Annotated in this window: 8 protein-coding genes; 7 read left to right on the top strand and 1 reads right to left on the bottom strand. The window is 60.0% G+C overall.

Going from position 1 to position 11,854, the window contains the following annotated elements:
* Positions 1-12 precede the first annotated feature (12 nt).
* The 7 genes from A0251_RS07800 (at position 13) to A0251_RS07770 (ending at position 11,133) form a co-directional block, all read left to right on the top strand.
* The gene (locus A0251_RS07800; RefSeq protein ID WP_062816287.1) at positions 13-1,425 is read left to right on the top strand and encodes an alkaline phosphatase D family protein; all 1,413 of its coding nucleotides are present in this window, start codon (positions 13-15) and stop codon (positions 1,423-1,425) included.
* A 342-nt stretch (positions 1,426-1,767) separates the two neighbouring features.
* On the top strand, positions 1,768-2,082 hold the full coding sequence (locus A0251_RS07795; protein WP_062816286.1) for a DUF2288 domain-containing protein: 315 nt from the start codon (positions 1,768-1,770) through the stop codon (positions 2,080-2,082).
* Between the two features lie 523 nt (positions 2,083-2,605).
* On the top strand, positions 2,606-7,408 hold the full coding sequence (locus A0251_RS07790; protein WP_062816285.1) for an NAD-glutamate dehydrogenase: 4,803 nt from the start codon (positions 2,606-2,608) through the stop codon (positions 7,406-7,408).
* A 148-nt stretch (positions 7,409-7,556) separates the two neighbouring features.
* Positions 7,557-8,612, top strand: a complete 1,056-nt coding sequence (locus A0251_RS07785; protein WP_062816284.1) for a PA0069 family radical SAM protein — start codon at positions 7,557-7,559, stop codon at positions 8,610-8,612.
* A 166-nt stretch (positions 8,613-8,778) separates the two neighbouring features.
* A complete protein-coding gene (locus A0251_RS07780) occupies positions 8,779-9,540 on the top strand; it encodes an SDR family oxidoreductase (protein ID WP_062816283.1) in 762 nt (253 codons plus the stop codon).
* 349 nt (positions 9,541-9,889) lie between these two features.
* The gene (locus A0251_RS07775; protein WP_062816282.1) at positions 9,890-10,507 is read left to right on the top strand and encodes a TetR/AcrR family transcriptional regulator; all 618 of its coding nucleotides are present in this window, start codon (positions 9,890-9,892) and stop codon (positions 10,505-10,507) included.
* Entirely contained in the window at positions 10,504-11,133 is a 630-nt protein-coding gene (locus A0251_RS07770; protein ID WP_062816281.1) for an alpha/beta family hydrolase, read from the top strand. The genes A0251_RS07775 and A0251_RS07770 overlap by 4 nt, the downstream gene beginning before the upstream one ends.
* Before the next feature lie 139 nt (positions 11,134-11,272).
* On the opposite strand, the gene A0251_RS07765 is transcribed toward A0251_RS07770, so the two are convergent.
* Positions 11,273-11,746, bottom strand: a complete 474-nt coding sequence (locus A0251_RS07765; protein ID WP_062816280.1) for a hotdog fold domain-containing protein — start codon at positions 11,744-11,746, stop codon at positions 11,273-11,275.
* Positions 11,747-11,854 lie beyond the last annotated feature (108 nt).

Genomic DNA, 11,854 nt, shown 5'->3' with positions numbered 1-11,854 from the left:
GGGACATAAGCCATGAGTCAGAGTGTAAACCGTTTTGCGGTGGGACCGGTGGTGGGTGAGGCAGGGGATTCCCATGTTCGGGTCTTCGGTGGCTTACCGAAAGGGAAACTGTCGGCCGGAGAAAAAGGGTTGTGGGGGCGTATCCGCTGGCGACGGGCGGGGGAGATGGACTGGTCACCGCCAAGGGCGTTCCGGCTCAATGGCAACTTCGATGGCTCTGGTGTGGTGATCCTCAACCAGCTGCAGCCGGGCACTCGCTACGAGTACCAGGCGGGCTGGGTGAACACACAAGAGGATGTGGCGCTGGACTGGAGCGCCGTAGAACAGGGGCAATTTCTTACCAACCAGCCGGATGCCAGCGCCACCCGCTTTTTTTTCGGATCCTGTTGTTATCGCTTTGTTGGCCTTGATGGCGAGATTCAGGATGATCGGGCGGACAAGATTTTTGCCGAGATGTCATCCCGGGCAACATCTTCGAAACCGGATTTTGTCCTTTTCGGCGGGGATCAGGTGTATGCCGATTCCATGTATAAATTTGGTGCCGCCTCCACGCGAGAGGACTTTGACGCGCTTTATCGGGAAAGCTTTTCCCAGCCCCATCTGGCCAAGTTGCTGCGCGAGACCAACAGCTACATGATCCTCGACGATCATGAAATCGAGAATAACTGGCCGGCTCGGGCCAATGCAGAGCTGTGGACCAGCAAATACCCGGCCGCGATCAAGGCCTATCAGATTTATCAGGCCTCTCACTCGCCGGCGGCCCCTCTGAACCAGGCCGGCACCTATCTGGATCGTGACCCGGACCGGTTCTGGTACACCTTCTCCCGGGGGCCGGCGGATTTCTTTGTCATGGATGTGCGTACCGAGCGGGTACTGAGCCGCTGGCCCTGGCAGCGCCGCATGATCGGTGATAGTCAGGAAAAGGCGTTTATCGAGTGGCTGGATCGTGATCCGGAGCGCATCAAGGTGCTGGTGACCTCGGTGCTCTTGTTCCCGGAACAACGCAGGCCGTTTCGTGGCAAGGATGCCTGGGAAGGCTTCATGCACCAGCGACAGCGTCTGCTGGAAGCCATGGGCCGCAGCCGTAGCGACAAGTTGGTGGTACTGAGCGGGGATGTGCATGCCTCCCTGTATGCCTGTCTGACCTTGAAGGATGGCAAGCAGGTACATAGCTGGACCTGCTCGGGCCTGTTCTGGCCCACCGCGCTGCGGGCGTTCCGCTGGTATCGCCCGATGATCCGGGTGCCGGGCGTATTGCATGGCGGTTGGGGCAAACCTCTGGGGAAAGTGGAGGTACCAGGGGAGGTGTTTAGTGACAACGCCTTCTCCGAGGTTACGTTTGATGCCGAGGGTGCCAGCTTCCAGCTGTTCGACCGCAGGCAGCGGCCGATCAGCGAGACAAGCCAGAAGATTCGCTGGCGCTGACCCGGAGTAATGAGAGGCTGTTTGCAGGCGTGGCGCTTGAGGCCTGGTCGGTCTGGAAGGGCACAGCGCGCGCCGCTGCTATCGTCTCTTCTCCAGCGATCTGGCCAGAACGGCATTGCTTCAATGGCAAATGGCTTACAGAAACTGTAGCGAATCGCGTCTTATCTTCCGGGTGGGACTCTCCTAAAGTGGATCTCGCAAGGACGCAATCGAACATGGATGTTCAATTTCGGCCCCGGTACAGCCCGCCCGCCATCCCCAAGTGGCGGGCGTTCTTTTCCTGCACTTTGATTGCCCCCCTCCGAATACGGATAATGCACGGCCCTGAACACGGAGCCGCCCATGTCTGATCCATCCGCAGATCGCGATATTCTCAAAGCCAAACTCAACCAGGAAACCGCCAAGGCGAACTGGAAAGAGCTGCAACCCTTCTTTGCCCGCGGCCAGACGGTGTATGTGGCGCCGGAGCTGGACCTGATCGAGGTTGCCCTGGCGTTTTCCGAAGACCAGGCTGATACCCTGTCTTTGTGGCGGGACAAGGGGCAGGTGGACAAGGTTACCGATGCGCAGGCCGGCCAGTGGTTCGAGGCCGACCAGGCACTGTGGACCGTGGTGGTAATGCCCTGGGTGCTGGTACAGCCGGTGCAGGTACAGTAAGACGCCAGAAGCCGGAGCGTAGGGTGCACTGAGCCTAAGGCGACGCCGAATCGGTGCAGTTCGCCTTAGGCTCAGTGCACCCTGCGTTATTGGTAAGGCCTGTTTCGAGTTTCAGTCACTTCCCTTGTCATCCCACTGTCGCGGTCTGCTGATCTAATCACGGCACCGGGCTGGTATTGATCTCTTCCTCCGGTATAGAGTGAAAGGAGGGAGCTTCTGGACAACTCCTTGCATGCTCAGGCTTCCAGGCTGGCTCACAATCTAGGCGCAATGTTAAAGGTGTGTGTCCACCCATCGAGACATTGCAACAACGAGTGTGGGCCAGCCTGGAAGCCCCGGAGGGCGAGGCCTGAAGGGCACATCTGCTGCGCTTTGCCGCCAGGAAAGGGATCCACCCTGACCGTTACGACAAAACACAACAGCTGTACCCTTCAGGCCACGCTGAGTACGCAAGGAGTTGTCCAGAAGCTCCCAGGGCCGCTGGCGCCTTGCCGGCGCGCCTGAACGGATGCCGGAGGATTCGATGCAGGATGACGTCGCGCAGCGCCAGGCCCTGTTACAGGCCCAGCTGGAAGCACTGGTTACCGCCCACGTCGGGGTTGAGCATCAACCCCTGTTCCGCAGTTTCATGGCGGCCTATTTCGAGATGAGCAGCCAGGCCGCGCTCACCGCCCGAACCCCCGAACAGCTTTTCCATATCGCCCAGCAGCACTGGATGATGGCTTTCCAGCGCCACCCGGAAGAAACCCTGATCCACCTGAAACCTCCCACCCGGTCCGGGGGACTGGCCGCCCTGAGGACGGTGACCGATGACATGCCGTTTCTGGTGGACTCCATTGCCATGGCGGTGCGTGATGCGGGTACCGCCATCGACTGGACGATTCATCCGGTGATCCAGGTGCTCCGCGATAATCACGGCCACATGACTCGGGTGGTGGGGGTTGGCGATGGTGAGCACCCGGCGGAATCACTGATCTATGTGGAATTCGAGCCGCTGGCCGAAGATGACGCCTATCAGCATCTGCAGGAACATCTGGAACAGGTGCTGGGGGAGTTGCGGGTGGTGGTGCAGGATTTTCCGGCCATGCTGGATAATCTGGAAACCACCCAGCGCAATCTCTCGGCGGAGTTTCCCAACCGGGACCAGGAAGAGCTGGCCGAAGCGCGTGCCTTCATCGACTGGCTCTCCCAGGATCATTTCACCTTTCTCGGCTATGCCCGTTCCCGGGCGGAGCCCGTGGCAGATGGCATCAAGCTGACCCTGGATGATGATGCGGGTCTGGGCCTGGCCCAGGCCGGTAGCCGTTACGCCAATGCGGAAGAATTTATCGCCCCCCATGACGAGATGGCAAAGTACATTTCCCATGGCCGTCTGGTGGTGGTGACCAAGGCCAATGCCCGCTCGCCGATTCATCATCCCCACTATATGGATGTGGTGTCGGTGAAACGCCTGGCCGAAGACGGCACGGTGGAAGGGACGGATCGCTATATCGGCTTGTTCTCTCTGGATGCCTACATCAACCGGCCCCGTGATATTCCGCTGATACGTCGCAAGGTCAACTATGTACTGGAGCGCTCCCGCCTGCCCGAGCGCTCCCACTCCGGCAAACATCTGCGCGATATTATCTATCAACTTCCCCGGGACGAGTTGTTCCAGTGCAGCGAGGAAGAGCTTTATCACACCTGCATGGGAATTCGCGCGCTGCGTGATCGCCATCATCTCAGCCTGTTCATGCGCCGTGATCGCTATGGCCGTTTCTATTCCTGCATGGTGTATCTCAGCCGCGAGCGTTATTCCCGAGAGCTGCGCGACCACGTCACCGCCGAGCTGAAAAGTCTTTGCAACGGGAATTCGGTGGAGCGCACCGTGGACTTCCTGCGCGAAGGGCTGGCCCGAATCCACTGCATTATCCGCATTCCCCAGGGCACTCGCCTGGCCATGTCCCAGGAACAGGTGGAAGAACGGTTGCTGGCGGTGACCCGGACCTGGGCGGACCAGCTTCGCGATATTCTCAAGAAGGACGGGGAAGAGGGTGCGGCGTTATCCCTGCGCTATGGCGATGCCTTTTCGGTGGGATATCAGGAAAACACCCGCCCCATGGAAGCAGCGGCAGATATTCAGTACCTGGCCCAGTTGCATGATGCCCAGCCGGTGTTGCCTTCCCTGTCGATCAACAGTCAGGACGGTGCGGCGTGCCCCACCAGTTTGCGTCTCTATAGCCAGAAGAAACCCATCGCCCTGTCAGAAGTCTTGCCGGCACTGGAAAATTTTGGCCTGCGAGTGGTGAGGCAAGAGCCCACCCAGGTCATGCCCCGCGAGGGTGAGGCCCAGTGGATTCAGGTTTTTGATGTTCAGGTGCATGGCGATTGCGCCCTGGGGCCGGTGCAGCAGAAGCGCTTTTTTGAAGAGGCGTTCCTGGAATGCTGGCACGGTCATACGGAGAACGATGGGCTGAATCGACTGGTGCTGCTGGCCGGACTGAACTCCCGGCAAATCGTCTGCCTGCGTACCTTGACCAAGTATCTGGTGCAGACCGGCTTGCCGTATTCCCAGGGCTACATGGAGCAGTTGCTGGCGGACCATGCCCGGATCGCTCGATCCCTGGTGCAGCTATTCGAGATCCGCTTTGATCCTGCCGTTAGCGATGAGCGCCGTAAAAATGAGGGCATCACCCTGGCCCAGACTCTGGATCACCAGCTGGATCAGGTGGCCTCCCTGGATGCGGACCGGGTGTTGCGGGCTTTTCTCAGTGTGGTGCGGGCCGGGCTGCGGACCAACTTTTACCAGCCGGATGCCGCCGGCCGTGACAAATCCTATGTGAGTCTGAAACTGGACCCGAGTCAGGTATCGGAATTACCGCCGCCGCTGCCCATGTATGAAACCTTTGTCTATTCCCCCCAGATGGAGGGGATTCATCTGCGTGGTGGTCCGGTGGCCAGGGGTGGGCTGCGCTGGTCTGACCGGCGAGAGGATTTCCGCACCGAGGTATTGGGCCTGGTGAAAGCGCAGATGGTGAAAAACGCCATTATCGTGCCGGTGGGGGCCAAGGGCGGATTCGTCCTCAAGCGCGGCAACCCGGCGGACCGGGAGGCCTGGCAGAAACTGGGCATCACCTGTTACAAGGAATTCATTCGCGGCCTGCTGGACATCACCGACAACCGGGTTGGCGACCAAGTGGTGCCGCCTGAATCGGTGGTCCGTCATGATGGCGACGATCCCTACCTGGTGGTGGCGGCGGACAAGGGGACGGCCACCTTTTCTGATATTGCCAATGGTCTGGCCGAGGAATACGGCTTCTGGCTGGGGGACGCGTTTGCCTCCGGCGGCAGTGCCGGCTACGACCACAAGAAGATGGGCATCACCGCCCGTGGCGCCTGGGAAAGCGTCAAGCGACACTTTCGGGAAGCGGGCAAGGATATTCAGACAACGCCCTTTACGGTGGTGGGCATTGGCGACATGGGCGGCGACGTGTTCGGGAACGGCATGCTGTTGTCCGAACAGATCAAGCTGGTGGCCGCATTCAACCACATGCACATCTTTATTGATCCGGACCCGGACCCGGCAACCACCTTTGCCGAGCGGCAGCGTCTTTTCACCACCCGCGGTACCACCTGGGAGGATTTCGATGCTTCGCTGATTTCCGAAGGGGGGGGCGTCTGGTCGCGCGGCGCCAAGAGCATCACCCTGAGCCCGCAGGCCGGTGAGGCCCTGGGGATCGAACAACGGACCCTGACCCCGGCAGAACTGATTACTGCCATTCTCAAGGCACCGGTGGAGTTGCTCTGGAACGGCGGCATCGGCACCTATGTGAAAGGCAGCAATGAAAGCCAGGCCCAGGTGGGGGACCGGGCCAATGATGCCATCCGGATTAACGGCCGCGACCTGCGCTGCCAGGTGGTGGGCGAGGGCGGCAACCTGGGGCTGACCCAGCTGGGCCGCATCGAATACGCATTGAACGGCGGCTGTATCAACACGGACGCCATTGACAACTCCGGCGGCGTGCACAGCTCCGACCGGGAAGTGAACATCAAGATTCCACTTAACCAGCGGCTGCGCGATGGTCGTCTGGATCGGGAAACCCGGGATCCGCTGCTGGAACGGATGACCGATGATGTGGCCAGCGCCGTGCTGCGCGACAACTATGTGCAGTCCCTGGCCCTCAGCCTGCTGGAATTCAATGCGCCCAGTCGTCTCGACGAACACGCCAACCACCTGCGCACCCTGGAGCGCCAGGGCATGCTTACCCGGTCGGTGGAATACCTGCCGGATGACGAAGGACTCAGCGAGCGGCGCACCCGGGGCAAGGGGCTGACCCGGCCGGAACTGTCGGTGCTGTTGTCCTACACCAAGAACGCCCTGTTCGATGCCATGCTGGCCACCGATGTGCCGGACGATCCGTTCTTCGATCAGGACGTCCTCAACTACTTCCCCAGCGAGCTGGTGGAATCCTACCGCGAGGATTTGCTGGCCCATGGCCTGCGACGGGAACTGATTGCCACCGTGCTTTCCAATGCGGTGGTCAATCGTATGGGGTTCTCCTTTGCTCATCGTTACGCGGACGAACACGGCTTGTCATTGCATCGCATCGTCAAGGCCTACGCCATGGCCCATGCGGTGTTTGACGGTGACCTGTACTGGGCGCCGGTGGATGGGCTGGATGGCAAAGTGGACAGCCAGGTACAGCTGCGACTTTATGGCCGTGTCATAGGTTTGATGAAACACGTCACCACCTGGCTGATCCATTACAAATGGGGGCGCCGTCCGGTGGCGGAAGCGGTCAATCGTTATCGCCAGTCCATTGGCGAACTGGAAGCCATGCTGCCGGACATCCTGCCGGGCAGTTACCGTCAGGAGTGGGATCAGGCCGTGACCGGTATGGGCGACGACGGTGTACCGGAAAAAGAGGCTCGCCTGCTCGCCAACACCATGGTGCTGGGTAGCGCCCCGGACGTGATCGAGCTGGCCTCACAGGCCCAGGTGCCACTGAAGCTGGCGGCGGAAGTCTATTTCCTGGTGGGTGATCATCTGCAGATTCTCTGGCTGTTGTCTTCCATCATCGACTTGAGCGTACAGGGCCGCTGGCAGGCCCTGGCCCGCGCCAACCTGCGCGAAGACACCTATCGCCTGCACCGTCAGGTCGCGGCCAAGGTGCTGGAGCAGGAGGGCGACAGCGCCACCGCCCGTTTCGAGGCCTGGGAGGACAAGGCCAGCCGCAAGGTTGCCTTCGGCATTCACCGCCTGCAAACCCTGCAGGCCGACAGCCCTCACGATTTCATGACACTGGCGGTCGGGGTAAGGGAGCTGCGCAAGCTGCGGAGTTTGTGAGGGCCCTTTATGTCCCGCCCTCATTTCCCCGTTGGCGCCTTGCTCGCAAGGCGCCAACGGAGTGGGTGGGTAGCGTTGGGTAAAAAGTATTGAGTCCGGGCTCGTCTCGATATACTGTACAAAAAGACAGTATTCGACAGGAGCCATTATGCCTGCTGTGAACCGGGGTACCCTCAGCCAGATACCGGGGCGCTTTGCCGTCAGCCACACTGACAGGGATGACGCGCCGGTGAACCGACCCACCCGCTATCACCGTGAACAGGCGAAAAGCCTGATCATGACCAACCGCAGTCCGGACCTGCCCTTCGAGCAGAGTATCAATCCCTACCGGGGCTGTGAGCATGGTTGCATCTACTGTTACGCGCGCCCCAATCATGCCTATGTGGATCTATCACCCGGGCAGGACTTCGAGAGTGAAATTTTCTGCAAGGACAATGCGGCGGAAGTGCTGCGCGATAGTCTGCGCAAACCTTCTTACCGTTGCCGCCCCATTGTGCTGGGCACGGTGACAGACCCTTACCAGCCCATTGAAAGAGAGCGTCGTATCACCCGCGAATTGCTGCAGGTGCTGGTGGATTGTCAGCATCCCTTCAGCCTGATTACCAAGAGCACCCTGGTGCTCCGTGATCTGGATCTGATTGCGCCCATGGCTCGTCAGAGCAGGGCTTCGGTGGCGGTGTCCGTGACCACGCTGGACAACCGTCTCAAGGGTCAGCTGGAGCCGAGGGCCAGTGGTGGCCGTGAGCGGATCAAGGTGATTCGTGAGTTAAGCCGGGCCGGTGTGCCGGTGACGGTGCTGGTGGCGCCGGTCATTCCCTTTATCAATGATCACGAACTGGAAGATATCGTCGAGCAGGTGGCCCAGGCGGGGGCGCAGCAGGCAGGGTATGTGGTGCTGCGCCTGCCCCATGAGGTGGGACCACTGTGGCAGGAATGGCTCCATGAGCATTACCCGGAGCGGGCGGAAAAGGTGATGTCGGTGATGCGGGATCTCCATGGTGGCGCCATTTACGATAGCCGCTGGCATCAGCGACAGAGCGGTCAGGGAGCCTGGGCGCATCTGTTACGGCAGCGATTTGCTTCCGCCTGCAAGGGGGCCGGCCTGGAAGCCAGGGAAGCCCAATCCCTGGATACCAGTGGCTTTGTGCCGCCGGGCCCCCATGGTCAGCTCAACCTCTGGGGGGTGGCCGAGGGGGCGATCTGAAGCGATGGCGCTGTTGGAGCTTTGCTCGTAAAGCGAAGATTCCTCTGAAAACCCGGGCTCTCAAGGGGTAGTGGCAAGGCAAATGGGTTAAGTGACCAGCGGTTATTTACATGGCGGTAAGTTTTCTCTAAATTAGTGACCAATGGTTACTTAATGGAGAGAAGACATGCAAGCAGTCGTTATTACTGGCGCCAGCGCCGGCATTGGTAAGGAATTTGCCCGGCAACTGGCGGCGGAAGGGAAGAGCTTGGTACTGGTTGCCCGGCGACTGGATCGGCTGGAAGCGCTCGCGGCTGAGCTGCGTGACGGGCACGGCATTGAGGTGGCGTGTATTGCTTCGGATCTGGCGCAGCCGCAGGCATCTGCAGAACTGGTCAAGGCGCTCGAAGAACAGCAGATTGCGGTGACCGGTCTGATCAACAATGCCGGCTTCGGTGATCGGGGGCAGTTTGCCGACCTGGATCTGCAGCGCCAGCTCGATATGGTTCAGGTGAATGTGACCGCCCTGGTAGATCTGACCTGGCGCCTGGTGCCGGCTCTCAAGCAGGCTCAGGATGCGTTTGTCATCAATGTGGCGTCCACGGCGGCGTTCCAGGCTGGTCCGAACATGACTATCTACTATGCCACCAAGGCGTTTGTCCTTTCGTTTTCCGAAGGTCTTCATGAGGAACTGAAAGCAAGCGGCGTGGCGGTGAGCGCCCTGTGTCCTGGCGCCACCGACTCCGAGTTCGCCACCGAAGCACACATGACCGACACCCTGTTGTTCAAGGCAGGCACCATGAGAACGGACGCGGTGGTGAAGAAATCCCTGGCGGCACGCCGTCGTGCCATTGTGATTCCCGGGCTGAAAAACCTGCTGCTGGTGTGGATGGGCAAACTGTCCCCCCGTATGATTACCCGCCGACTGGCAGGCATGCTGCAGGCGTAATCTGCAGACGACTTCTCCCATGGGAAGCATTGGGGCCGGGGCGAGCTGCATCCGAAATATTGAGCATTGATAGCGCGAGGGATAGTTGCCGTCATTGGCTAAACCAGGAGGTCGCGGTGGCACTTTAGCGCGGCTTCCGGGTGTTCAGACCAGGCGGCGTTTGTCTCCGTGCTTATCAATGACCCGGTCCCAATGACCCTGTAAGGGTGTGGGTGTTGTTCGCCTGAGGCCAATTGCACCCTATTGTCATGCCGCCCTGCAGGGTAATGACGGGATAACCGTTTCGGTGGAAATCAGGCCGGCATGATGTAAATGCAGGCCTGCTACCCGACTCAATCAGAGGTTCACTATGGCCGAATGTCCTTTTCAACGCGCCCGCTCCCCGGAGCAGAAGGCGGAACGGCGAGCCCAGATTCTTGCGGCAGCGGCCACCTTCTTCGAGCAGGAGCGTTTTGAAGCGATCAGCCTCGCGTCCATTGCCCGCAAGGCGGGCGTTACCAAAGCGGCCTTGTATCGTTATTTCTCTTCCAAGGAAGCCCTGTTTCTGGGCCTCTACCTGGACGAGCTGGAGCAGGTGAGTCTGGCGCCGGTGAATGACAGCCTGCCGCTGTGGCAGGCCCTGTCCGAGCTGCTGGTGGCGCGGCCGTTGTTTTGTCGTCTGACAGCGATCCTGCATTCGGTGCTGGAACAGAATCTGGAGGAAGACGCGGCCCGTGAGTTCAAACAATCGCTGCTGTCCCGCTTTACGGTCCTGGCGCAACGGATACAGCAGGCCTATGCCCTGACGGGGGATCAGGCGGCCACCTATCTCATGCAGGTGCAACAGACTCTGATCGGTTGCTGGGCGGTCAGTCATCCGGCACCGGTGGTAGAGAAGATACTTGATACACCGGGGCTGGATCTTTTCCGGGTCGATTTCAAAACGGCGTTGCAGGCTCAGCTCAAGGCGTTGGAGATGGCGTTGTGATAGAGCTGTTGTGGAATCGTGCCGAGCAACCTTCTGCCTTGTTGGTATTGGCCCATGGCGCCGGAGCGCCCATGGACAGTGACTTCATGAACGTGATGGCTGAGGCCATTGCCGGGCGGGGGATCTCAGTGGTCCGGTTCGAGTTCCCCTACATGGCGCGCCGGCGTCAGGAACAGCGCAAGTTTCCCCCCAATCGCGCCCCCCAGTTGCTGGCTCACTTCCGGGAGGTACTGGCGGTGTTGCCGGAGGGCTCTCTGCCCGTGTGGATCGGCGGCAAGTCCATGGGCGGGCGTATGGCCTCGCTGCTGGCAGCGGAAGCAGACTGTCCCCCCATCCACGGGGTGGTGGCCTTGGGCTATCCGTTTCATCCTCCGGGCAAACCTGAGAAAACCCGCACCGAGCATCTGCGGCATCTGACGGTGCCCATGCTGATATGCCAGGGTGAGCGTGACCCTTTCGGTAAGCCGGAGGAAGTGGCGGGTTATGGCTTGCCGGGGAACGTTCGGGTGCACTGGCTCGCCAGTGGCGATCATGATTTCAAACCCTTGAAGCGCAGTGGCCTGATTCAGGCTGACTTGATTGAAGAGTCCGCGGTGGCGGCAGCAGGATTGATTCAGGGAGGCTAGCGCTTCCACCAGAGGTTGGCGGAAAACGTCGCCCAGGAAACACAAGAGGCCGCGCCGGGATATCCTGGCGCGGCCTCTTGCGTTTTCACCCAACCCCGGGTGTATTGAGGGCAGGGCGGTACCTGATCATTCTCAACGATCAATTGCCCTTCTTGGGTTTCTCGCTGATCCAGAGATTGATGGTGCCTTCCACGACTACGGTGCCGTCATCACGCATGGCCTTCACGGTGACGGGCAGGTCGCCGGGTTTCCAGTCTTCCGGGTTGGCCTCGGCGGTAGCAGTGATGTCGCTGGTGGCCTTGGCGGTGTAATTCACATTCATCCCTTTGGGGATCCAGCGCAGGTGTTTGGGCACGGACGCTTCCGCCATGGCACCCATGGCGCATTCCAGGGCGTTGCAGATAGCGATCACATGCACCGTCTGGATGTGGTTTTCCACACCTTTACGTTTCTTGAACTTTACCTCACAGAAATTGGGGCGAAGTTCGCTGATGGTCGGGGTAATAGTAGCGAAGTAGGGGGCTTTGCGGCTGAACACCATGGAAAACAGCTTGCGGCCAGCAGGCAGCTTGAGGGCTTTTTCATACATGTTCAGAAGGTAGTTGTCGCTCATGGCAGGACTCCTGTGCAAGATGCGCCCATTTTCCACAGCCGTCCGGGTGGCGCAATGGGTTTGGGGCGCCACTGGCGCGCGCAACTGCTACCATGGCGTCAACATTGA

The organism is Alcanivorax sp. NBRC 102024 (assembly GCF_001602235.1).
GTDB lineage: Bacteria > Pseudomonadota > Gammaproteobacteria > Pseudomonadales > Alcanivoracaceae > Alcanivorax.
Note: the sequence above shows the minus strand (reverse complement) of the source record. Positions and strands in the feature narration are given on the sequence as shown.